Source organism: Cellulosimicrobium sp. ES-005 (assembly GCF_040448685.1).
Lineage (GTDB): Bacteria > Actinomycetota > Actinomycetes > Actinomycetales > Cellulomonadaceae > Cellulosimicrobium > Cellulosimicrobium cellulans_G.
Map to the genome: position 1 here is coordinate 715,500 of NZ_CP159290.1, position 21,630 is coordinate 737,129.

20 protein-coding genes are annotated in these 21,630 nt (G+C 74.7%); 17 read left to right on the forward strand and 3 right to left on the reverse strand.

Translation table 11 applies throughout. The features are described from left to right. Positions 1 to 47 precede the first annotated feature (47 nt). From ABRQ22_RS03160 to ABRQ22_RS03185, 6 genes are all read left to right on the forward strand, one after another. Positions 48 to 428, forward strand: coding sequence for a lactococcin 972 family bacteriocin (locus tag ABRQ22_RS03160; protein WP_253052811.1), 381 nt, complete (start codon positions 48 to 50; stop codon positions 426 to 428). A gap of 95 nt (positions 429 to 523) precedes the next feature. Beyond that, positions 524 to 2,581 (forward strand): hypothetical protein, encoded by a 2,058-nt coding sequence (locus ABRQ22_RS03165; RefSeq protein ID WP_353708549.1) that lies wholly within the window; start codon positions 524 to 526, stop codon positions 2,579 to 2,581. A 2-nt stretch (positions 2,582 to 2,583) separates the two neighbouring features. Beyond that, positions 2,584 to 3,261, forward strand: coding sequence for an ATP-binding cassette domain-containing protein (locus ABRQ22_RS03170; protein ID WP_353708550.1), 678 nt, complete (start codon positions 2,584 to 2,586; stop codon positions 3,259 to 3,261). Positions 3,262 to 3,329: 68 nt separating this feature from the next. Further along, the gene (locus tag ABRQ22_RS03175; protein ID WP_353708551.1) at positions 3,330 to 3,956 is read left to right on the forward strand and encodes a ScbR family autoregulator-binding transcription factor; all 627 of its coding nucleotides are present in this window, start codon (positions 3,330 to 3,332) and stop codon (positions 3,954 to 3,956) included. Between the two features lie 78 nt (positions 3,957 to 4,034). Continuing rightward, a complete protein-coding gene (locus ABRQ22_RS03180) occupies positions 4,035 to 4,499 on the forward strand; it encodes a MarR family winged helix-turn-helix transcriptional regulator (protein WP_353708552.1) in 465 nt (154 codons plus the stop codon). A 138-nt stretch (positions 4,500 to 4,637) separates the two neighbouring features. Then, complete coding sequence (locus ABRQ22_RS03185) at positions 4,638 to 5,822, forward strand: aminotransferase class I/II-fold pyridoxal phosphate-dependent enzyme (protein ID WP_047232459.1); 1,185 nt, start codon at positions 4,638 to 4,640, stop codon at positions 5,820 to 5,822. On the opposite strand, the gene ABRQ22_RS03190 is transcribed toward ABRQ22_RS03185, so the two are convergent. After that, positions 5,806 to 6,615, reverse strand: coding sequence for an SDR family oxidoreductase (locus ABRQ22_RS03190; protein WP_253052821.1), 810 nt, complete (start codon positions 6,613 to 6,615; stop codon positions 5,806 to 5,808). The two genes, ABRQ22_RS03185 and ABRQ22_RS03190, sit on opposite strands and share 17 nt — an antisense overlap. 276 nt (positions 6,616 to 6,891) lie before the next feature. Here ABRQ22_RS03190 and ABRQ22_RS03195 point away from each other — a divergent pair, with 276 nt between their 5' ends. From ABRQ22_RS03195 to ABRQ22_RS03220, 6 genes are all read left to right on the forward strand, one after another. Continuing rightward, the gene (locus tag ABRQ22_RS03195; protein ID WP_353708553.1) at positions 6,892 to 8,130 is read left to right on the forward strand and encodes a PQQ-dependent sugar dehydrogenase; all 1,239 of its coding nucleotides are present in this window, start codon (positions 6,892 to 6,894) and stop codon (positions 8,128 to 8,130) included. A 373-nt stretch (positions 8,131 to 8,503) separates the two neighbouring features. Then, positions 8,504 to 9,787: a G5 domain-containing protein gene (locus ABRQ22_RS03200; RefSeq protein WP_353708554.1), complete on the forward strand. Its 1,284-nt coding sequence runs from the start codon at positions 8,504 to 8,506 to the stop codon at positions 9,785 to 9,787. A gap of 136 nt (positions 9,788 to 9,923) precedes the next feature. Continuing rightward, complete coding sequence (locus ABRQ22_RS03205) at positions 9,924 to 10,460, forward strand: hypothetical protein (RefSeq protein WP_353708555.1); 537 nt, start codon at positions 9,924 to 9,926, stop codon at positions 10,458 to 10,460. Positions 10,461 to 10,555: 95 nt separating this feature from the next. After that, positions 10,556 to 12,349, forward strand: coding sequence for a methionine--tRNA ligase (gene metG / locus ABRQ22_RS03210; protein ID WP_353708556.1), 1,794 nt, complete (start codon positions 10,556 to 10,558; stop codon positions 12,347 to 12,349). A gap of 2 nt (positions 12,350 to 12,351) precedes the next feature. Further along, a complete protein-coding gene (locus ABRQ22_RS03215; RefSeq protein ID WP_353708557.1) occupies positions 12,352 to 13,356 on the forward strand; it encodes a TatD family hydrolase in 1,005 nt (334 codons plus the stop codon). Positions 13,357 to 13,542: 186 nt separating this feature from the next. Then, the gene (locus tag ABRQ22_RS03220) at positions 13,543 to 14,709 is read left to right on the forward strand and encodes a ubiquitin-like domain-containing protein (RefSeq protein ID WP_353708558.1); all 1,167 of its coding nucleotides are present in this window, start codon (positions 13,543 to 13,545) and stop codon (positions 14,707 to 14,709) included. A 64-nt stretch (positions 14,710 to 14,773) separates the two neighbouring features. Here the strand turns inward: ABRQ22_RS03220 and ABRQ22_RS03225 are convergent, their stop codons facing one another. Then, positions 14,774 to 15,160, reverse strand: coding sequence for a VOC family protein (locus ABRQ22_RS03225; protein WP_253052835.1), 387 nt, complete (start codon positions 15,158 to 15,160; stop codon positions 14,774 to 14,776). 143 nt (positions 15,161 to 15,303) lie between these two features. Between ABRQ22_RS03225 and ABRQ22_RS03230 the strand changes: the two genes are divergently transcribed. The 5 genes from ABRQ22_RS03230 to ABRQ22_RS03250 all read left to right on the forward strand — a co-directional run bounded on the left by ABRQ22_RS03230 (position 15,304) and on the right by ABRQ22_RS03250 (position 20,531). Next, on the forward strand, positions 15,304 to 16,314 hold the full coding sequence (locus ABRQ22_RS03230) for a WYL domain-containing protein (protein WP_353708559.1): 1,011 nt from the start codon (positions 15,304 to 15,306) through the stop codon (positions 16,312 to 16,314). A gap of 332 nt (positions 16,315 to 16,646) precedes the next feature. Beyond that, positions 16,647 to 18,056 (forward strand): transglycosylase family protein, encoded by a 1,410-nt coding sequence (locus ABRQ22_RS03235; protein ID WP_353708560.1) that lies wholly within the window; start codon positions 16,647 to 16,649, stop codon positions 18,054 to 18,056. Between the two features lie 115 nt (positions 18,057 to 18,171). After that, on the forward strand, positions 18,172 to 19,110 hold the full coding sequence (gene rsmA / locus ABRQ22_RS03240) for a 16S rRNA (adenine(1518)-N(6)/adenine(1519)-N(6))-dimethyltransferase RsmA (protein ID WP_253052839.1): 939 nt from the start codon (positions 18,172 to 18,174) through the stop codon (positions 19,108 to 19,110). Beyond that, a complete protein-coding gene (locus tag ABRQ22_RS03245; protein ID WP_353708561.1) occupies positions 19,107 to 20,057 on the forward strand; it encodes a 4-(cytidine 5'-diphospho)-2-C-methyl-D-erythritol kinase in 951 nt (316 codons plus the stop codon). The genes rsmA and ABRQ22_RS03245 overlap by 4 nt, the downstream gene beginning before the upstream one ends. Before the next feature lie 60 nt (positions 20,058 to 20,117). After that, entirely contained in the window at positions 20,118 to 20,531 is a 414-nt protein-coding gene (locus tag ABRQ22_RS03250) for a hypothetical protein (RefSeq protein ID WP_353708562.1), read from the forward strand. On the opposite strand, the gene ABRQ22_RS03255 is transcribed toward ABRQ22_RS03250, so the two are convergent. Beyond that, the gene (locus ABRQ22_RS03255; RefSeq protein ID WP_353708563.1) at positions 20,528 to 21,550 is read right to left on the reverse strand and encodes an acetylxylan esterase; all 1,023 of its coding nucleotides are present in this window, start codon (positions 21,548 to 21,550) and stop codon (positions 20,528 to 20,530) included. The genes ABRQ22_RS03250 and ABRQ22_RS03255 overlap by 4 nt on opposite strands. Positions 21,551 to 21,630 lie beyond the last annotated feature (80 nt).

Sequence of the window (21,630 nt, forward strand, 5' to 3'; positions counted from 1 at the left end):
CTCCGCGGGGGGCAGCAGCCTCACCTCACGATGACGAGAGGAGAGACATGTCAGTCATGACGAGCGACGTCCGGCGCGGCGCGCACGAGATCGAGCACACGAGGGCGCGTCGCCCGAGGCAGGGCCGCGTCCGCAGGGCGCTCATCGGCGCGACGCTGAGCCTCGGGCTCGTCGCGGCCGGTGCGACCGCCGCGTACGCGACGCGGGTCTCGGCCGGCGGCGGGACCTGGGACTACGGCGTCACGAGCCTCGCCGCGAGCTACAACTGGTCGGACTACTACCACTCGTCGCGCGTGCACGGATCGAGCGTGACGGGTGACTCGGGCCTCGTGCGCTCGCTGTGCCGTGGCGGCGGGAGCTGGTCGACCGCCAGCGCGTGGGACAGCAACCCGTTCCGCATCGACAAGGCGTACTGGCGCCACTGCTGAGCGCTGCGGCGAACGGCCCCGGTCCCGGTCGCGCACGCGTCGGGGCCGGGGCCGGACGGCTGACCGAGCACGGTACGAGCTGAGGAGCGCATGGGGTGAGGAGTCGAGGGATCCGGCTCGCGTACGCGATCCTGGCGGTGTACGCGTCGCTCGCGGCGTTCCTGTTCCTGCGCGCGATCGACGACCTGGGGCCGCTCGGTGCCACCGACATCCTCGTCGTGAGCGGGGAGGCGCCGACGTCGTCGAGCGCCCACGTGGTCGAGACGATCGAGCAGGTCGCCGCGCAGCACCGCGTGAACGTCGTGCGCTTCGTCGAGGACCTGCACGACCCGGCCCGGTCCCGGCACCTGTATCTCACGGTCGGCAACCCCGGGCTCGCCTCGGGCTCGTGGCTCGAGGACGGGTACCCGGCGTTCAGCCAGGACGTGCGCACGGCCGTGCACCCGCTGGCGGAGCGCGCGGACGTGGACCCGCGCGGGCACTACTTCACGTTCGGCGACCACGCCGCGACGCCGTTCCTCGCGGAGGCTCTGCGCGAGCAGGGGTACGTCGTCGAGACCCGGACCTACTACGCGCCCCCGCAGATCCTCGGGTGGCTCGTGACGCAGCCGCTCGCGCTCAGCGCGCTCGTCGCCGCGCTGCTCGTGGTCGTGGTCGTCGCCACGAGCGTGCTGACGAACGTCCGCGGATACGCCGTCCAGCGGCTGCACGGCGTGCCGCCGGCCCTGATCCTCGGCCGCGACCTGAGCCGGTCGCTCCCGGCGCTGGCCGTCACGCTCGGCACCGTCGCGCTCGTGGACGCCGGGCTGCTCACCCTGTACAACGGCGGGGCGCAGTGGCGTACGTTTGCCGCCGCGGCGGGAGTCCTCACCGCCGCGTTCGTGCTCCTCGCGCTCGTCACGCACGTGCTCGCGCTCGCGCTCGCGGGCGAGCGGCCGGTCCTCGAGGCGCTCAAGGGCAGGCTGCCGGCGCTCGCGACAGGCGTCGCGGTATACCTCGTGCGCGTCCCCGCCCTCGTCGTCACGATCGCGGCCGTCGTCGCGTCGAGCGTCGCCGCGGTCCAGCTCGCCGGGCAGGTCGAGGCGAGCGAACGCTGGGCGACCGCGGGGGAAGGGGTCCACGTCCTCTTCTCGCCGAACCTCTCCCAGGAGGAGTTCGACGCGCTCGCCGTCCCCGCGGGCGAGTGGTTGCTGGCGGCGGAGGGCGACGGGGACGTCGTCCTCGCGGGTCAGGGCGAGGTCTCCTGGGGGCGGGGGCTGCCGGGGCGGCACGACTCCCTCCTGGTCAACAACGCCTACCTCGCGCAGCAGGACGTGCGTGACGCCGACGGCGAACGGGTCGTCGAGCTTCCCGAGGACGTGGTGACGGTCCTGGTCCCGAGCCGCTACGAGGACGCGACCGCCTCGATCGTCGACGACGTGCAGATCTGGCTCGACGGCTTCTCGCGGGGCGCCCAGGACGTGGAGGTCCGCACCCGCGTGCTCGCGCCGGGGCAGGAGCTGTTCACGTACGGGGCCGCCACCCGTCCGAACGAGCCGGCCCTGCTGCGCGACGCCCTCGGGGTCGTCGTGAACGGGGGGTCCGGGGTCTTCGTGCCCGACGACCTCACCTCGCTGGGGACGAGAAAGGGGCTCGTCCTCACCGACGCCGCGACGGCGCGTGACGGGCTGGCCTCGGTGGGTGCGCAGGAGATCGCGATGGCGTACCAGCCGGTCGCGCTCGCCGCGGCGCAGGAGCACGCGGCGCTCGTGAACGACACCCGCCTCCAGGTGTTCAACGCCGTCGCCGCGCTCGCGGTGCTGCTCGGCACCTCCGTCGCGGTCGCGCAGGTCTCGACGCGCAAGAACGCCCAGTCGATCTTCGCCCGGCACATCAGCGGGTGGGGCTTCGTCCGCACGCACCGCGGCCTGCTGGGGGCCGAGCTCGCGCTGGCGCTGGCCGTCGTGGCGTGGTCGGTGTGGACCACGGTGTCGGGGCTCACCGCGACCGTCCGCCCCGGGGCGGACCCGACGACCTCGCAGGCGCTCGTCGTCCTCGGCCACTGGCAGCCGGTGCTCCTCGCCGCCGTCGTCGCGGTGAGCCTGGCCGCGCTCGTCGGCGCGCTCGCGGTCCTCGGCCGCCGTCTCGTCCGTACCCGATCCTCGGAGGCCTGACCATGACCGGACCGACGACCCTCGTGGTCGACGAGCTCAGCAAGGCGTTCGGCCGCCGCACGCTGTGGGAGGGCCTGTCGTTCACCGTGGAGCCCGGGAGCATGGTGGCGCTCACGGGCCGCAGCGGGTCGGGCAAGTCGACGCTCCTCAACTGCATCGGTCTGCTCGAGCCCGTGACCGCGGGACGGATCGTCGTGGACGGCACCGACCTGACCAGGCTCGGGCGCCGTCGTACCCGGCAGTTCCGCCGGGACGCGCTGGGGTACCTCTTCCAGAACTACGCCCTGGTCGACAACGCGTCCGTCGACGCGAACCTCGCCATCGCCGCCCGCGGGCGCAGGGCGAGCCGGCGGACGACGTTCGAGGCTGCGCTCGAGCAGGTCGGGCTCGCCGGTCGCGGCGGGGAGCCGGTGTACCAGCTCAGCGGCGGGGAGCAGCAGCGGGTCGCGCTCGCACGGCTGGTCGTCAAGGACCCGTCCGTCGTGCTCGCCGACGAGCCCACCGGCGCCCTCGACCACGACAACGCCGAGATGGTCGTGTCGTCGCTCCGGTCGTTCGCCGAGGGCGGCGCGACCGTCGTCATCGCGACCCACTCCGAGCAGGTGGCCTCGGCGTGCGACCGTCGCGTCGACCTCGACGGGATCCGCGCGGGCGGCTTGACGACCTCGATCGGCGCGTGACGCGCGCGGCCACGTCATCTCGTACCCTGGCGCAGGGGGAGCGATCCAGGACGACGTGAAGAGGTGCCGTGCCCCCGACGACCCGCAGCGAGCAGAAGGCGGCGACCCGCCGGAGGATCCTCGAGGTCGCCGCGGCGCACTTCGCCGCGAAGGGCTACGCCGCGACGTCGTTGAACGACCTCTCCGCGGCGCTCGGCCTCACCAAGGGCACGATCTTCTTCCACTTCAGCTCCAAGGCGGAGCTCGCCCGCGCGATCTCCGAGGACGTCGCCGAGCAGTGGGTCCCGCTGCGCGCGGCGCACGAGGAGCGAGGGACCCGGGGCCTGGCCGCGCTCGTCGACGCGTCGCGCCAGGTGGCGACCGTCTACCGGGAGAGCGCCGTGTTCCGCGCGGCCTCCCGGCTGCGGCTCGAGGCCGAGAACATCGACGCGGACCTCCCCGTCCCGTTCGTCGGCTGGATCGACCTGGCGCGGACGTACCTCGCCCAGGCGGCCGCCGACGGCGAGCTCGCCGAGGGTGTCGACGTCGACGAGACGGCGTGGCACGTCGTCGCCTGGTTCGACGGGGTGCAGACGGTGTCGACCCACCTCACGCACCTGGACGACCTCACGGACCGGGTCGACGGCATGTGGCGGATCCTCCTGCGCGCCGTCGCACGCGACCCGGAGGGTGTGCTCGGCGCGCGGGAGGACTGAGCGTCGCGTGACGTGGCGGGTGGGAGGTCGCGGTGCGACAGTGGACGGACCCGCCGACGACGAGCACGGAGGTCTCCCGTGAGCGACCAGGAGTCGACACCGTCCGGTCCGCCGGAGCGCCCGATCGGGTACTGGCTCAAGCTCGTCGACCGGCTCATCGACGAGAGCTTCGACGGCGTGTTCCAGCACTCCGGGCTCACGCGCCGGCACTGGCAGGTGCTCAACACCATCCGGGACGGCGTGAGCGAGGAGACGAGCGTCGACGGCGTCCTCTCGCCCTTCACGGGGGCGGCGCCCGGGCCGGGGCACGGGGCGAGCGCCGTGACGGCGGAGATCGACGACCTCGTCCGCCGCGGCTGGGTCGCGCGCGACGGCTCGGGCAGCCTGTCCGTGACCGTCGCGGGCAACCACGCCTACCACGACCTGCTCGACGCGGTGTCGGTCTCGCGCGAGCGGGTCGCTGACGGCATCAGCCGCGCGGAGTACGCGCAGACGGTCGCGACGCTCGAGCGCATGGCGCGCAACCTCGGCTGGGACGGCTGAGCCGCTCCCCCGAGGAGCCGGCGCGCGCCGTCGCGACGAGACGGGACGCGCGGCGTCCGGCAGCAGGCGTACCCTGCGAGACCCGCGACCCGCGCGCACCCCGCGCCCGGGAGCGCCGCACAGAGCTGGAGCACTGCGATGGAGTTCCGCCGGATCCCCGGTCTGCCGCCCTACGTCTTCACCATCATCGACGGGCTCAAGATCGAGGCACGCCGAGCGGGCCGCGACGTCGTCGACCTCGGCTTCGGCAACCCGGACCTGCCCAGCCCGCAGGTCGCCGTCGACAAGCTCGCCGAGGCCGCGCAGAACTCGCGCAACCACCGCTACTCCGCGTCGCGCGGCATCCCCAAGCTCCGCGAGGCCGTCGCGGGCCTGTACCAGCGCCGGTTCGGCGTGAGCCTCGACCCGGACACCGAGATCATCTCGACCATCGGTGCCAAGGAGGGCTTCAGCCACCTCATGTGGGTGCTGCTGCAGCCGGGCGACGTCGCGCTCGTCCCCACCCCGAGCTATCCCATCCACATCTGGGGCCCCTACTTCGCGGGCGCCGACGCGCGCCAGGTCCCCATCGGCGACGGGACCGACGCCGCGGGCTACATCGACCGCATCATCGAGGCGTGGGAGCTCGGCTGGCCCAAGCCGCGCGTCGTCGTGCTGTCGTTCCCGCACAACCCGACGACGACGGTGGCGACCAAGGAGGACCTCCAGCGCCTCGTCGACTGGGCGCGGGACAAGGACGTCGTGCTCGTGCACGACCTCGCGTACGCCGACATGACGTTCGACGGGTTCGAGCCGCCGTCGATCATGGAGTGCGAGGGCGCGCGCGAGGTCGCGGTCGAGCTGTACTCCATGACGAAGTCGTTCTCCATGGCGGGCTGGCGCGTCGCGTTCCTCGTGGGCCGCCGCGACGTCGTCGGGGCGCTCGCGAAGCTCAAGAGCTACCTCGACTACGGCACGTTCCAGCCCATCCAGATCGCCGCGACCGTCACGCTCAACGAGGCGACGGAGTTCCCGCAGGAGATCTCGTCCGTCTACGCGTCGCGCCGCGACGCCCTCTACGACGGCCTGCAGCGCATCGGCTGGGACATCCACAAGCCCGGCGGGACGATGTTCGCGTGGGCCCGCATCCCCGAGCCGTACCGCGACATGGGCTCGATCGAGTTCGCGACGCACCTCGTCGAGGAGTGCGACGTCGCGGTGTCCCCGGGCGTCGGGTTCGGCCCCGGCGGCGACGAGTTCGTGCGGTTCGCGCTCATCGAGAACGAGCACCGCATCGGTCAGGCGATCCGGGGACTCAAGCGCGGGCTCACCCGGCTGGCGTAGGCGTCGTCCCCGTCCACACGTCGTCCCCGCGCAGCACGGCGTCGGCGCCGCCGTCGTCGTAGATCGTCTGCCCGGTGACGTGGGTGTTCACCGGGTCGGTGAGCCACAGCAGCAGGCTCGCGACCGACTCGGGGGACTGGTGCCCGTGCAGGGGCATCGGGACGGCGGCGTCGACCATCGCGGCGGACTCCGGGGTCGCGAGCAGCGCGGTCGTCATGGGCGTGAGCACCGTCCCCGGGGCGACGGCGTTGAGCGGGATCCCGCGGCCCGCCCACGCGGGGGTGACGCTCTCGCGCCGCACCCACCGCGAGAGCGCCCGCTTGGACGACGGATAGCTGAGGTAGCCGACCTCGGGCCCCTCGTCCGCGAGCGCCGCGGCGACGCGCAGCGCCGTGTCCTCGTCGTCCGCGAGGCACGCCGCGACGAGCTCGTCGGACACCGGCTGCAGGGTCGCCATCGACGACACGACGGCGGCGCGCGGCGCGTCCGACCGTTCGAGCGCCGGGAGCAGCGCGGTGAGGAGCCGTGCGACGCCGAAGAAGTTCACCGCGACGGTCTTCGGCACCGGGGCGGCGATGCCCGCGCACGCGATCACGGCGTCGACGCGCCCGTCGGCGAGCGTCATGACGCGGTCGGCGGCCTGCGCCCGGCCGTCGGGGACGCTCAGGTCGGCCTCGACCTCGGCGTCGCGCAGGTCGACACCGATCACCCGGTCTCCCCGGTCGCGCAGCAGCGCGGCGGTGGACGCCCCGACCCCCGACGCCGAACCCGTGACCACGTACGTCCGCGACATGCGTACCGACCTCCTCGCCGGCTCCTCCGGGCCTCGGGGGAGCTCCTGGTACCAGCGTGCCTCGCCGCGGGTGGGCGTGCGGCCGCCGAAGGGCCGCGCAGGCGGGCCGGAGGTCCCGAGCAGCCGAGCACGGTGACGAGGCCCGTCCAGGCGCGGAGGTGCGTGCCGAGCAGCCGCGCCACGAGCGGGCGCAGGAGGGTGGTCGGCACGGTGCGGAGCGCGACCGCGCCGTGCCCGGCTCGTGCGGCGGCGCCCGCGGCGCGCGACGATGGGCGCATGCCTGCCGACCGGTCGTCCGCGCCCCGGGCGTGGCCCGCGGTCGTGGTGGGGGCCGCCGTCGTGCTGCTGGCGGCGTGCACGCCCGACGGTCCGGAACCCGCACCGGGTCCGTCGGTCACGACCGCCCCCGAGGCCGGCGGCGTCGAGACGACCGCGCCGGTGCCCGCGCCCGCCCTCGTCGTCGTGCCCGAGGTGCGCGTGGACGTGACCGAGGTGGCGGCCGGGCTCTCCGCGCCGTGGGGGCTCGCGGCGCTCGCGGACGGGACGCTGCTCGTCTCCCTGCGCGACGAGCGCGGCCTGGTCGTCGTCGACCCGGCGACGGGCGCCGTCGAGCCCGTCACGGGCCCGGGGGCGGACGACCTGCGCGACGGCACGGTCGCGACGGGCGAGGCGGGCGTGCTCGGGGTCGCGGTCGGGCCCGAGGGCGGTGCGGCCCCGGGGGAGGTGTTCGTCTACCGGACCGCCGACGGCGGCAACGAGGTGCTGCGGGGGACGCTCGCCGGCCGCGAGCTGTCGAGCCTCACCCCGGTCCTGCAGGGTGTCCCGGCGGCGTCGACGCACGACGGCGGCCGGCTCGCGTTCGGGCCGGACGGCTTCCTGTACGTGACGACGGGGGACGCGCAGCAGCGCGGCGCGGCGCAGGTCGCGGGTGCGCTCAACGGCAAGATCCTGCGCCTGACGGTGGACGGCGCGCCCGCGCCGGGGAACCCGGACCCGGCCTCGCCGGTGTGGAGCCTGGGGCACCGCAACGTCCAGGGGATCGCGTGGGACGTGACGGGCCGCATGCTCGCGTCGGAGTTCGGCCAGGACACGTTCGACGAGCTCAACGTCGTCGTGCCGGGCGGGAACTACGGCTGGCCGGAGGTCGAGGGAGTGGGCGGCGCGGCGTCGGGGTTCGTGGACCCGGTGGCGACGTGGTCGACGGCGGAGGCCTCGCCGAGCGGGCTGGCCGTGACCCGTGAGGGCGCGTACCTGGCGGGGCTGCGGGGGCAGACGTTGTGGCGCGTGCCGTTCGCGACGCCCGACGGCGGAGGGTCGGCCGACGCGTTCGGCCCGCCCCAGGCCGTGCTCACGGACCGGGGTCGGCTGCGCGCCGTCCTGGTGGACCCCGCGACGCCGCTCGGCGACGACGGGAGCGCCGTGCTGTACGTGCTGACCAACAACACCGACGGACGAGGGGACCCGCGCGACGGCGACGACCGGCTGCTGCGGGTCACGGTGGCGCCCGCCGGGTGAGGCGGCCGCGCGTCCGCGGGTTGTCGGGGACCGCCGTCGCGAGATCGGCCCGAGCGTCCGAGATCGACCCTCGGGAGGCCGACCTCGCGACGGCGGGGTCGATCTCGGCGGACGTGCGGGCTGAGCAGGTGGTTTGGAGCGTGATAACGAATCGGTTACGGTCGAGTGTCTCGCGTTGCCGCTCACCGGGGACAGGTGTACGGGCCGGCCGTGGGACGCGGCCTCCGTCGAGCACCCAGGGTGCCGGGGGTCCGCAGGACGGCCGGATCGGCTGGTCGAACCGGGTGTTGCCCGTACCGCGGTGCGGAGCGGCCCCGGGGCGCGCGTGCGCCGTCGACCCCCGTGCCCGGGACCCCCGACGACTTGGACCAGAGTGCACAACCCCTTCCGCTTCCGCGCGCCCCGCCACCGTGACGTCGAGACCGACGCACCGGACGTCGCCCCCACCGAGACCGCCCACGAGACCTCCGAGACGCCCAGCCGTCGCGCCGCCCGCTCCGCGCGGACCCTGCGCGCGACACGTCGGCGCCGCTGGTCCGTCGTCGGCGCGGCGACCGCCGTCGTGCTCGTCGGCTCGGGCGCCGTCGCCTACGGCGAGGCCAGCAAGACCGTGACGATCGACGTCGACGGCGAGCTGACGACAGTGAGCACGCTCGCCGGCTCGGTCTCGGGCGCGCTCGACGCCGCCGGCGTCGAGGTCGGCGCGCGCGACCAGGTCGCGCCCGACCCCGGGTCGGCCCTCGACGACGGCGACGAGGTCGTGGTGCGCCTCGGCAAGAAGGTCACCGTCCAGACCGACGGCGAGCAGTCCGACGTCTGGCTCACCGCGCTCGACGCGGACGAGGCGCTGCAGACCCTCGCCGAGCGCGGCGGCGACGTGCGCCTCGTCGCGTCCCGGTCCGGCGAGCGCGCGTCGCTCGACCTGCGCCTCGACACCGACGGCCCGGTGAACGTCGTCGCCGACGGCACGACGACGGTCGCCCCGGACGGCAGCATCGGCATCCCCGCCATCCTCGACCAGCAGGGCATCGAGCTCGGTGAGCTCGACCGCGTGAGCGTGCAGCGCGTCGACGCGCCCGAGCCCGGCGCGCCCACGGTCTCGCTCGTCATCCAGCGCGTCGTCGTCGAGCAGCAGCAGACGACGACGCCCGTCCCGCACGGGACCGTCCAGCAGCCCGACGACTCGAAGTACACCGACGAGTCCGCCGTCGCCCAGGCCGGGGCCGACGGCGTGACCACGACGACGTTCGAGGTCACGCTCGTGGACGGCGTCGAGGAGTCGCGCGAGCAGCTCTCGCAGGAGGTCACGACCGCGCCCGTGGACGAGGTCGTCGTCACCGGCACGCAGGAGCGCCCGAAGGACCCGCGCGCGATCGGGCAGGCGATGGCCGCCGCGCGCGGCTGGACCGGTGCGCAGTGGACGTGCCTGGAGAAGCTCTGGACCAAGGAGTCCAACTGGAACCCGACGGCGGACAACCCGACGTCGAGCGCCTACGGCATCCCGCAGTCCCTGCCCGGCTCGAAGATGGCGAGCAAGGGCGCCGACTGGGCGACCAACCCCGCGACGCAGATCGCGTGGGGCCTGGACTACATCGCGGGCTCCTACGGCTCGCCGTGCGGCGCGTGGTCCCACTCGCAGGCGGTCAACTGGTACTGACGGACGTACCGAGCCGACCCGGCTCCGCACGGGCCCGCGACCCCCAGGTCGCGGGCCCGTCGTCGTCCCCGGTTCCTCGGCAGGTTCTGCACGTCGCCGCCACCGGGGCGAGCGCCTGGCCCGATACCGTCCGGGCGTGGGGCGACGAGGACGGCGCGCGAGCGACCGGCGGGCGCGCGCGGTGCTCGTGCCCGCGACGGCGCTCCTCCTTCTCGTCGTGTCGGTGGCGGCGATCGGCGGCGTGCTGCTGGGACGCGTGCTCGACCGCTCCGTGCCGGCTGTCGAGGACGGGTGGCGCGCGTGGCGCGGGGTGGACGAGGACGACGAGCGGTACGTCGCCGACCTGGTCGCCGACGTCGAGTCCTGGCCTGGTGTGGACGACGTGGCGGAGCCCCCACCGATCCGCCGTGGGCTCCTCGACCGGGTCGTACGTGTCCCCGTGGTGGTCACCGTCGCGGAGACGCTGACCGACCCGGACGCCGACTCTCTGGGCGAGCGGATCTGCGGCGCGACGAACGCCGCGAGCGTCCACGGCTTCGACGTCTCGTTCCGTCTGGAGCGCGCCGACGTCGCGGTGGGCGTCGGCTGTCGAGAGGTCGCCCAGGCTGCCGAGACGACGGCAGCGCTGAAGGAGACCTTCGTCGACCCCCGTGGTGGTGCCAGCGACGGCTGACGACGGACGGCCCGGCCCGGTGGCAGCACGGCGGGAGTCCAGGGTCCCGAGACGCCCCCGCAGAGCGCGCTGCGGCCCGACTAAGATCGGGCACCATGACCCACATCCTCTCGGCCGTGGCGTGGCCGTATGCCAACGGGCCGCGCCACATCGGCCACGTCGCAGGTTTCGGTGTCCCGTCGGACGTCTTCAGCCGGCACATGCGCATGGCGGGTCACGACGTCCTCATGGTCTCGGGCACCGACGAGCACGGCACGCCGATCCTCGTGCAGGCGGACAAGGAGGGCGTGAGCCCGCAGGAGCTCGCGGACCGGTACAACCGCGTCATCGTCGAGGACCTGCACCAGCTCGGGCTGTCGTACGACCTCTTCACGCGCACCACGACGCGCAACCACTACGCCGTCGTGCAGGAGATGTTCCGCACGGTCCACAAGAACGGGTACATGGTCGAGCAGACGACCATGGGCGCGATCTCGCCGTCCACGGGCCGTACGCTGCCCGACCGCTACATCGAGGGCACGTGCCCCATCTGCGGCTACGACGGCGCGCGCGGCGACCAGTGCGACAACTGCGGCAACCAGCTCGACGCGATCGACCTCATCAACCCGCACAGCCGCATCAACGGCGAGACGCCGAAGTTCGTCGAGTCGAACCACTTCTTCCTGGACCTGCCCGCGTTCGTCGACGCGCTGGGGGACTGGCTGCGCACGCGCACCGCGTGGCGCCCGAACGTCCTGAAGTTCTCGCTCAACCTGCTCGACGACGTGCGCCCGCGCGCCATGACGCGCGACATCGACTGGGGCATCCCGGTCCCGCTGCCCGGGTGGGAGGAGAACTCGAGCAAGCGCCTGTACGTGTGGTTCGACGCGGTGATCGGGTACCTCTCGGCATCGATCGAGTGGGCGCGGCGCAGCGGCGACCCGGACGCGTGGCGCGCGTTCTGGAACGACCCCGAGGCGCGGTCGTACTACTTCATGGGCAAGGACAACATCACGTTCCACTCCCAGATCTGGCCGGCCGAGCTGCTCGGCTACGACGGCCGCGGGAGCAAGGGCGGGGCGCCGGGCCCGTACGGGAACCTCCAGCTCCCGACGGAGGTCGTGTCGAGCGAGTTCCTCAACGTCGAGGGCCAGAAGTTCTCCTCCTCGCGCGGCGTCGTCATCTACGTACGCGACATGCTGGCCCGCTACCAGCCGGACGCGTTCCGGTACTACGTGGCGTCGGCCGGTCCGGAGACGCAGGACGTCGACTTCACGTGGGCGGACTTCCAGCGCCGCACGAACGACGAGCTCGTGGCCGGCTGGGGCAACCTCGTCAACCGCACGGCGAACCTCGTGCACAAGAACTTCGGCGCGATCCCGGAGCCGGGGCAGCGCCAGCCGATCGACGAGGGCGTCCTCGCGACGACGACGACCGCGTTCGGCCGCGTGGGCGAGCTCATCGCGACGCACCGCCAGCGCGCCGCCGTCGCCGAGGCCATGAAGACGGTCGGCGAGGTGAACAAGTACGTGTCGGACACCGAGCCGTGGAAGCTCAAGACCGACCCGGACCGGCTCGCGACCGTGCTGCACACCGTGACCCAGGCCGTGAGCGACCTCAACACGATCCTGTCGCCGTTCCTGCCCCACTCGGCGCAGCAGGTGCACGAGGCGTTCGGCGGCACGGGCACGTTCGCCGCCCAGCCGCGCATCGACGAGGTGACCGACCTCGACGACGACTCGCGCCACTACCCGGTCATCACGGGCGACTACCGCGCCGAGGGCCTGGCGACGTGGGAGCCGAAGGCCGTCGTGCCGGGCACGCCGGTCGGCAAGCCGACGCCGGTGTTCACCAAGCTCGACGACTCGATCGTCGAGGAGGAGCTCGACCGCCTGCGCGAGACCGCCTGACGGTGGCCAAGCAGCGCGAGCGCGGGTGGCCGCCACCACCGGAGCCGCTTCCGGTCCCGGTGGTGGACAACCACACCCACCTCGACTCGATCCCTCACGTCCTCCCCGACGACGTCCCCGCCCCGACCGTCACGGACCACCTGGCCCGGGCGGCGGCCGCGGGGGTGGACCGCGTGGTGCAGGTCGGCTGCGACCTGCCGTCGGCCCGCTGGACCGACGCCCTGCTGCGCGGCGACCAGGCGGTCTGGGGGGTCGAGCAGGCGGATCCGGCGCGTCCCGGCGCCGGGACGAGCCACGATCACCTGGTCGGCCGTGGGGGGACGGGGGTGGGGCGGGTGCTCGGGGCCGTGGCCATCCATCCGAACGAGGCCGTGCTGCACGGTGGGGTGCGGGAGGTCGGGCCGGACGGGCTCGCGCCCGACCCGCGGCCGCACCACGACGTCCCGCTCGACGACGCCGTCGCCGAGATCGCGGCGATCGCGCGCGCGAACGACCGCGTGCGGGCGATCGGCGAGACGGGGATGGACCTGTTCCGTACCGGACCGCAGGGCGAGGCTGTACAGCGGGAGGCGTTCCGGGCGCACGTCGCACTCGCGAAGGAGCTCGGCCTCGCGCTCCAGATCCACGACCGCGACGCCCACGCGCAGGTGCTCGACGTCCTCGCGCGCGACGGCGCCCCGGAGCGGACGGTCTTCCACTGCTACTCGGGTGACGCCGCGATGGCCCGGTTCTGCGCGGAGCAGGGCTGGTACCTGTCCTTCGCGGGCCCGGTGACGTTCCGCGCGAACGACGAGCTGCGGGCCGCCCTGCGGGAGGTGCCGCTCGAGCAGGTCCTCGTCGAGACGGACGCGCCGTACCTCACGCCGCACCCGTACCGGGGCCGTCCCAACGCCCCGTACGTGCTGCCGACGACGGTCCGTACCGTCGCCGAGGTGGCGGGCCTGCCGCTCGCGGACGTCTGCGCGCGGCTCGCCGCGACGTCGGTCGCGGTCTACGGGCCCTGGTGAGGCGGGCACGACGGAGGGGGAGCCGGCACCTCGCGGCACCGCCCGTTCCGGGGCGAACCGGAGGTTTCGTCCAGGGTCACGTTTCGGCTACGGTCAGGTCCGTGCGTCGCGCGCCGTGCGCCGACGACGTGCCCCACCTCGCTCTCGGCGCTCGCCGAGGGCCGCTCCCCAGAAGGGACCGTGCGCGTGCTCGCACCTGACGGAACCGGTCGCCGACGCCTGCAACGGCTGGCGGCCCAGGGCGTCGTCGTCGCGAGCCTCGTGGTCGTCACCGGTGCGTTCGCCTCGCTCCAGAAGAGCGTCACGCTCGACGTGGACGGCGAGCTGTACGACGTCTCCGCGTACGGGCGGACGGTCGCCGAGGTGCTCGACTACCAGGACGTCACGGTCGGCGCCGAGGACCTCGTCGAGCCGGGCCTGACGGACTCCGCGCACGACGGCGGCACGATCGTCGTCCGGACGAGCCACGACGTGACGATCGAGATCGACGGCCAGGTCCAGACGATCTCCACGACGGCGCGCACCGTCGGGGAGCTCCTCACCTACCTCGGGCCGCGCGCCGAGGGCGCCGTCACCGAGGTCTCGCGCACCCAGGCGCTCGGTCGCGACCCGATCCGGGTCTCCACGCTCAAGACCGTCCACGTCGCCGTCGACGGCGCGGTCATGCCCATCACGACGGCGGAGCCCACGGTGCGCGGCGTCCTCGCGACGGCGGGCATCGTGCTGGCCGAGGGCGACAGCACGTCCGCGCCGCTCGACGCGGCCGCGGTCGACGGCATGCTCGTCCTCGTGAGCCGCGCCGCAGCGTCGGCCACGACCGTCACCGAGGTGCTGCCCTTCACCACGGAGGAGGTCGAGGACCCGAACCTGCCGAAGGGGCACCGGGTCGTCGTCCAGTCCGGCCGCGTGGGCGAGGCGACCACGACGTACGCCGTCCAGACCCTCGGCGGTGCCGAGGTGTCGCGCACGGTCCTCACGCGCACGGTCACGACGGAGCCGCGCAACGAGATCATCAAGGTCGGGACGATGGACGTCTCGGTCTCGGTGGACCCCGGCTCGGCGCGGGCGATCGGCCGCTCGCTCGCGGCCCAGCGCGGGTGGGGCGACGACGAGTTCACGTGCCTCGACAAGCTGTGGACCAAGGAGAGCAACTGGCGGGTCGACGCCGACAACCCGAGCTCGAGCGCGTACGGGATCCCGCAGGCGCTGCCCGGGTCCAAGATGTCGAGCGCGGGCGCCGACTGGCGGACCAACCCGGCGACGCAGATCACGTGGGGCCTCGGCTACATCGAGGGCCGCTACGGCACGCCGTGCGCGGCCTGGTCGCACTCGGTGGCCAAGGGCTGGTACTGAGGCCCGTCGCGGCGCCGGTGCGGTGTCGGCGCCGGTAAGGCGCCCGCGGTCCGCGGCGCCCGGGCTAGCGCTCGAGCATCTCGAGGTAGTGCGGGTTCTGCATGATCCCCAGCACGTTGCCGAACGGGTCGACCACCGACGCCGTCACGAAGCCGGTGCCCTCGCCGCGCTCGACGACCCCCTCGTACTCGGTCGCGCCGAGCGCGAGGAGCCGGGCGAACGCGTCGCGCACGTCGTCGACGTGCCAGTTCACGATCGCGCCCCCGGGGGTCTCCGGCTGGGGCCGCGGGGACCAGGACCGGGCGATGATGCCGAGCTCGTCCTGGCGGTCGCCGATGCGGAACTCCACGTACCCGCCGGGCACGACGTAGTACGGGTCCGTCCCCAGGACCTCCGAGTACCACGCGGACGCGGCCTCCAGGTCGTCGGCCCACAGGTTCAGCGTCGCCATCCCACGCAGCATGCTCGTCTCCCTCGTCGTCGTCCCCGGGATCCGTCCCGGGGACCGCGGTCGTCGACCCGGCGGGACCGACACCACGACAGTAGGACCCCATGCGGAACGTGCGGTTCCGCATGGTGCGAGAGGATGGATCCGTGCTCGACACCTCGGTACGACTCCTGCGCCTGCTCGCGCTCCTCCCGACGCGCCCGACGTGGTCGGGGCCCGAGCTGGCGGAGCGGCTCGGCGTCACGACCCGCACGGTCCGCAACGACGTGGAGCGGCTGCGGCTCCTCGGGTACGAGGTGCGGTCGGCGCCGGGGACGGCGGGCGGCTACCGGCTCGGGTCCGGGACCGCGCTGCCCCCGCTCCTGCTCGACGACGAGGAGGCCGCGGTCGTGGCGGTGTCGCTGCGAGCCGCTGCCACGGGGTCGATCACGGGGGTCGAGGACGCCGCGCGGCGCGCGCTCGTCAAGCTCGACACGGTGCTGCCCGCGCGGCTGCGCGCCCGGGCCGACGCGCTGCGCGCCGCGGTCGCGAGCGCGCCGGTGGGCGGGCCGGCGGTCGACGCCCGCGTGCTCGCCGACATCGCGGCGGCCGTCGCCGCCCGCACGGGCCTCCGGATCGAGTACCGGGCCCACGACGGGACGACGACGTCCCGGGCGGTCGAGCCGTACCGGCTCGTGCACGTCGGGCGACGGTGGTACCTCCTGGCGTTCGACCAGGGCCGCGACGACTGGCGCACCTTCCGCGTCGACCGGCTGCGCCTGCGCTCGCCCGGCGGGCCTCGCTTCACGTCCCGCCCCGTGCCGGGCGGCGACGCGGTCGCCCACGTCGTCCGCGGCGTCGGCTCGGTGGCGTGGGCGCACCCCGCGCGCGTGCGCCTGCACGCGCCGGCGAGCACGGTGGCCGACCGGATGGAGCCGGGCGCCGGCGTGCTCGTCGACGACGGGCCGGACGCGTGCGTGCTCGAGACCGGGGGCACGTCGCTCGCCCGGCTCGCCGGGTTCCTGCTGGGCCTCGACGTCGACCTGACGGTGCTCGACCCGCCCGAGCTGGCGGCGACGCTGGCTCGGGTCGGGGAGCGGGCCGCGCGATCAGGGCGTGCGACGTCGGGCGCGGTGGACGCCGTCCTCGCGCGTGGCGGCGTCGGTGACGCCGGGTGAGAAGCGCGTGGAGGTGGCCATGACATACATGATGAAAACCGGACAGAACCTCCCAGTCTAGCGGCGCAGGGGTTGGACTTGGATAACGGATCGGTTACGGTCGAACGTCGCTCGCGTGCGAACGGCATGCCCCACGGTCCGTCCGGACCGCGGGAGACGTGCCCGGACCTCGCGGGCGGTGCGCCGTCGTCGGGCCCTGGGGAAGGGGCGCCGGGGTTGGCGCCGGCAGCCGGATCGGCCGCTCGAGACCCGCGGACGCACGTGTGCGCCCGCCGCGGAGGACGTACGTCCGCCGCGGGCCGCGGGTGGCGCGCACGCGCCGTCGAGCCGCCGTGCCCGGGACCCCCGACGACTGGACCCGAGTGAAGAACCCCTTCCACCGGACCGCTGACGCGGCCGGCGCCCCCGAGAGCGCCGACACGACCCTCCAGAACCCCCCGACCCTCACCGACGGCCCCGCGGAGAGCCCCCAGAGCCCCGCGACCACCGCCCGCCGTCGCCGCCGCTGGCCCCTCGTGGCCGGCGCCACCGCCGTCGTCCTGCTCGCGACCGGCGCCGTCGCCTACGGCAACGCGCGCAAGACCGTCCAGCTCGACGTCGACGGCCAGATCACCACCGTCACGACCTTCGCCGGGTCCGTCGAGGGCCTGCTCGCCGAGCAGGACGTCGCCGTGGGCGACCGCGACCTCGTCGTGCCCGACGTCGACTCCGCCCTGCGCGGCGGCGGCGACGTCGTCGTGCGCTACGGGCGCGAGGTGCCCGTCCAGGTCGACGGCTCCCAGTCCTCCGTCTGGCTGACCGCGCTCGACGCGGACGAGGCCCTGACGACCCTCGCCTCGCGCGGCAGCGACGTGCGCCTCGTGGCCTCCCGCTCCGGCGAGCGCGTGTCGCTCCCGATCCGCCTCGACGCGGACGGCCCCGTGAACGTCGTCGCGGACGGCGAGACCAAGGTCGCGCCCGACGGCAGCATCGGCATCGACGCGATCCTCGACCAGCAGGGCATCCAGCTCGGCGAGCTCGACCGCGTCCACGTGGAGAAGTCCGAGCAGATCGCCGCGGCTCAGGCCGACGCCGCTGCCGAGGCGGCACCCGCCGAGGCCACCGCCGCCGCGACCGAGGACGCCGAGGCGGCGGCCGACGCCGCGCCGGTCTCGCTCGTCGTGCAGCGCGTGAAGGTCGAGGAGGTGCCCACCACGGCGGCCGTCCCGTTCGAGACGGTCACCGAGGAGGACGCGAACCGCTTCAAGGACCTCGACCCGGTCGTCAAGCAGGAGGGCGTCGAGGGCGTCCACACGACCGTGCACCGTGTCACCACGGTCGACGGCGTCGAGGAGTCGCGCGAGCTCGTCTCCGAGGGCGTCACTACGCCGCCGGTGAACAAGATCCTCGTGCAGGGCACCAAGGAGCGCCCCAAGCCCGAGCCGAAGGCCACGACGCAGCAGCGCTCGTCGACCCCGTCGTCGGGCGGCTCGTCCGCGCCGGCCGCCGACCTCGGCTCCGCCCCCGGCGGCGTCTGGGGTGCGCTCGCGCAGTGCGAGTCCGGCGGCAACCCCGCCACGAACACGGGCAACGGCTACTACGGCCTCTACCAGTTCTCGCTCTCGACGTGGCAGGCGATGGGCGGCTCCGGCCTCCCGTCGGAGGCCTCGGCCGCCGAGCAGACGCAGCGCGCCCAGGCGCTCCAGGCCCGCTCGGGCTGGGGCCAGTGGCCCGCGTGCGCCCGCAAGCTGGGTCTTCTCTGACCCGGTAGCACGACACACGGCCGCACCAGGGAGGGCGGGGCGCACGGCGCCCCGCCCTCTCGTCGTCCCCGCGACGTCCGGACCGTCCCCGCCCCGGTCGGTAGGCTTGCCTGTCATGAGCGACACCCGCGGTGCCCTGCTGGGTCCGGCCGAGATCCGTGACCTGGCGGGTCGCCTCGGCGTCCGCCCCACCAAGACCCTCGGCCAGAACTTCGTGCACGACGGCGGCACCGTCCGCAAGATCGTGCGGGCCGCGGACGTGCGCCCGGGGGAGCGCGTCGTCGAGGTCGGGCCCGGGCTGGGCTCGCTGACCCTGGGGCTGCTCGAGGCGGGCGCGAGCGTCGTCGCGGTCGAGATCGACCCGGTCCTCGCGCAGCAGCTCCCGACGACGGTCGCCGCGCACGTGCCCGACCTCGGCGACCGCCTCGAGGTGGTCGGCGCGGACGCCCTGGAGGTGACGACGCTGCCCGGGGAGCCCCCGACGGCGCTGGTCGCCAACCTGCCGTACAACGTGGCGGTGCCCGTGCTGCTCACGTTCCTCGAACGGTTCGACTCGCTCGAGCGCGTGCTCGTCATGGTGCAGGCCGAGGTCGCGGACCGGCTCGCCGCCCCGCCCGGGTCGCGCACGTACGGCGTCCCCTCGGTCAAGGCCGCCTGGTACGCCGACGCCCGCCGCGCCGGGACGATCGGCCGCAGCGTGTTCTGGCCGGTGCCGAACGTCGACTCCGCGCTCGTCGCCCTCGACCGCCGCGAGCCGCCGACCACGACCGCGACCCGGGAGCAGGTGTTCGCCGTCGTCGACGCGGCCTTCGCGCAGCGGCGCAAGATGCTGCGCTCCGCGCTGTCCGGCCTCGCGGGCTCGGCGAGCGTGGCCGCCGAGGTGCTCGAGGCCGCCGACGTCGACCCGCAGGCGCGCGGCGAGGTGCTGGACGTCGCGGCCTTCGCGCGCGTCGCCGAGCAGCTCGTCCTGCGCGGCGGCCTCGGCGAGCGCCCCGCCCGTGGCGCCGCACCCGCGGAGCGTCGCACCGGACGACCTGGCACAGTGGACGCGTGACACCCCCGCGACCGCCGCGCATCGCCCTCGCGCCACCCCCGTCCGTCCGCGTGCGCGCACCCGGCAAGGTCAACCTCTCGCTCCGGGTCGGGGCGCTGCAGGACGACGGCTACCACCCGCTCGTGACGATCTTCCAGGCCGTCGGGCTGAGCGAGGACGTCGTCGCCCACCACGTGCCGCCGGGCTCGGGCGTCTCGCTCGGCGTGACCGGGCTCCAGGCCGACGTGGTGCCGACCGACGAGACGAACCTCGCGTGGCGGGCCGCCGTCGCGCTCGCCGAGCACGTGGGCGTCGACCCCGACGTTCGGCTCGAGATCCACAAGGAGGTCCCCGTCGCGGGCGGCATGGCGGGCGGCTCCGCCGACGCGGCGGCCGCGCTCGTCGCGTGCGACGCGCTCTGGGAGACGGGCGTGCCCCGCGCCGACCTCGTCCGCCTCGCCGCGGGGCTCGGTGCGGACGTCGCGTTCGGTCTGGTCGGGCACACCGCCGTCGGGACGGGGCGCGGCGACGTGCTCACGCCCGCGATGACGCGCGGCGAGTTCCACTGGGTCTTCGCCGTCCAGGCCGACGGACTCTCCACGCCGGAGGTGTACCGCACGTTCGACGAGACCGTCGGCGGCCCGGCCGAGCTCGACCTCGCCGAGGACACCGCGCTCATGCAGGCCCTGCGTGCCGGGGACGCGGTCGGGCTCGGGCAGGTGCTGCGCAACGACCTCCAGGGCCCCGCGCTCGCCCTGCGCCCCGAGCTGCAGCGGACCCTCGACGTCGCGACCGAGGCCGGCGCGCTCGGCGCGATCGTCTCCGGCTCCGGCCCGACGGTCGCCGCCCTCGCGCGCAGCCGCCAGCACGCGCTCGCGATCGCCGCGTCGTGGACCGCGAACGACGCGTGCGACACCGTCTGGTGCACCACCGCGCCCGCCGCCGGCGCCCGCGTCGTCGCCCACTGACCGCCCGCCGACGCGAGGCCCGCCACGCGCCGGACGGGGCGCTCGCGTAGTGTCGCCGTCATGTCAGGGGACAGGCTCGGACTGCTCAGCCTGCGGCTCGACGCCGCGTACTGCCTCGTGCTCGGTGGCGCGGTCGCCGCACTCGCTCCGTCGTGGGCGCCGGCGCTGGGAGTGCCGGTGCCGGTCGTCGCGGGGATCGGGGTCGCGGTGGTGGTCTGGGCGGCCGCCGTCGCCTGGATGGCTGCGCGGCTGCGGCTGCGCGTCGCCCTCCGCACGGTCATGGTCGCGAACGTCGTCGCCGCCGCTGCCGTCGCCGCGTTCTCGGCGACGACGGCGGGCGTCCTCGTGCTGCTCGCGGTCCTCGCGGTCGCGGCGGACGTCGGGCTGTTCGCGGGCTCCCAGGCCGTCGCGCTGCGCCGGTTGGGCGCCGCCCCGGGCGGCGCGTCCGCGCAGTCGCCCGGCCCGGCGGTCTAGCGGTCGCGCAGCCAGGCGAGCTGACGGGCGAAGCGGTAGCCCTGGCCGCCCTCGTGCTCGTTGTAGCGGTAGACGTCGATCGCGCGCTCGGCCTCGGGCGCCGCCCCGGCGGCCGCGCCCCAGCCGTTGTACGCCGCGTAGACGGTGGACGGCGGGCAGACCTGGTCCATGAGCGCGACGGAGAACAGCGCCGGTGCGGTGGCGCGGCGGCCGAGCACCGCCCCGTCGAGGTAGGACAGCGTGCGGAACACGGTCTCCTCCGCGTCGCGGTGGACGGCGAGGTAGCGCGTCAGCTCGCGGTACGGGTCGCGGTCGGTGATCTCGACGGCGCGGCGGTAGTGGCACAGGAACGGGACGTCCGGGAGGGCCGCGACGAGCCCGTCGGCGAGGCCCGCGACGGCGATGGCGATGCCGCCGCCCTGGCTCACGCCGTGCACGGCGACGCGCTCGGGGTCGACGCCGGGCACCGAGCGCACGGCGTCGACCGCCCGCACGCCGTCGGTGAAGACGCGGCGGTAGTAGTGGTCGTGCGGGTCCTCGATGCCGCGCGTGAGGACGCCCGGGACGGCGGGCCCCGACCCGGCCGGGTCGGGCGTGCCGCCGCCGCTGCCCCACTGGCTGCCCTGCCCGCGCGTGTCGACGACGAGGTGCGCGTACCCGGCGTTCGCCCACGCGAGGTGCTCGTGGGGCAGCCCGCGACCGCCGCCGTACCCGAGGAACTCGACGACCGCGGGCAGCGGGGCGCCGTCGCCGGCCGCGGCGGCGCGGGCGGCCTCGGCGGGCCGCACGAGCCACGCCTTGACGGGCTGGCCGGCGAACCCGGGGAACGTCACGTCGTCGACGACGACGAGGTCGAGGCCGGTCTCCACGCGCTCCAGCCGCACCGACCGAGCCAGGTCCCCGCCCGCCTCGCGGGACTCCGCGAGGGTCCGCGCCCAGAAGGCGTCGAGGTCGGCGGGCTCGTCGAGCACGGGGGCGTAGGTCTCGAGCTCGGCGAGGGGCAGGTCGAAGAGCGGCACGGGGCGATCCTCCGGTCAATACGTCTGATGTCCGACATTCAGGTGCGGTCGGGACGACTCTAGCGTCGCGGCCCGGCGCA

Excerpts from the sequence above, each read along its gene's own strand:
- ABRQ22_RS03160 (WP_253052811.1), top strand. The coding sequence starts at position 48 with ATGTCAGTCATGACGAGCGACGTCCGGCGCGGCGCGCACGAGATCGAG.
- ABRQ22_RS03170 (WP_353708550.1), top strand. The coding sequence starts at position 2,584 with ATGACCGGACCGACGACCCTCGTGGTCGACGAGCTCAGCAAGGCGTTC.
- ABRQ22_RS03185 (WP_047232459.1), top strand. The coding sequence starts at position 4,638 with ATGGAGTTCCGCCGGATCCCCGGTCTGCCGCCCTACGTCTTCACCATC.
- ABRQ22_RS03190 (WP_253052821.1), bottom strand. The coding sequence starts at position 6,615 with ATGTCGCGGACGTACGTGGTCACGGGTTCGGCGTCGGGGGTCGGGGCG.
- ABRQ22_RS03195 (WP_353708553.1), top strand. The coding sequence starts at position 6,892 with ATGCCTGCCGACCGGTCGTCCGCGCCCCGGGCGTGGCCCGCGGTCGTG.
- metG (WP_353708556.1), top strand. The coding sequence starts at position 10,556 with ATGACCCACATCCTCTCGGCCGTGGCGTGGCCGTATGCCAACGGGCCG.
- ABRQ22_RS03225 (WP_253052835.1), bottom strand. The coding sequence starts at position 15,160 with ATGGCGACGCTGAACCTGTGGGCCGACGACCTGGAGGCCGCGTCCGCG.
- rsmA (WP_253052839.1), top strand. The coding sequence starts at position 18,172 with ATGAGCGACACCCGCGGTGCCCTGCTGGGTCCGGCCGAGATCCGTGAC.
- ABRQ22_RS03250 (WP_353708562.1), top strand. The coding sequence starts at position 20,118 with ATGTCAGGGGACAGGCTCGGACTGCTCAGCCTGCGGCTCGACGCCGCG.